Here is a 267-nt window from a genome sequence, read left to right as displayed (position 1 = left end):
CCATTAAACAGGGTAAAGCTCAGTTTACTAGCGCTTCTCTTGTTAACAGGCGTTATTCAATTACCAAATCAAGCCACACCAGTCGGTGATCGCTCGATGCGTTTCTATCTTTAATTAAGCGATACACACTACTCGTTTTAGTAGGCCAAAACACCCCACCGTCCTTAATTTTTAAGCCATAGTTTGACGGTAAAACGTAATCAACACGGGCTTGCCAATTAGCACTGTAATTTTGTGCATAAGGCACATCATACTGCTCTTTAGCAC

1 pseudogene is annotated in these 267 nt (G+C 41.6%); it reads right to left on the bottom strand.

The annotated features are described in order from the left end of the window. Nucleotides 1-52: 52 nt before the first annotated feature. Nucleotides 53-267 (bottom strand): annotated as a pseudogene (locus tag AAEZ18_RS18955) (endonuclease/exonuclease/phosphatase family protein); the annotation flags it as partial.

Source organism: Pseudoalteromonas sp. 19-MNA-CIBAN-0066, from assembly GCF_040308705.1.
Taxonomy (GTDB): domain Bacteria; phylum Pseudomonadota; class Gammaproteobacteria; order Enterobacterales; family Alteromonadaceae; genus Pseudoalteromonas; species Pseudoalteromonas nigrifaciens.
The sequence above is the reverse complement of the archived record's forward strand: the minus strand, read 5'-3'. Positions and strand labels throughout refer to the sequence as shown.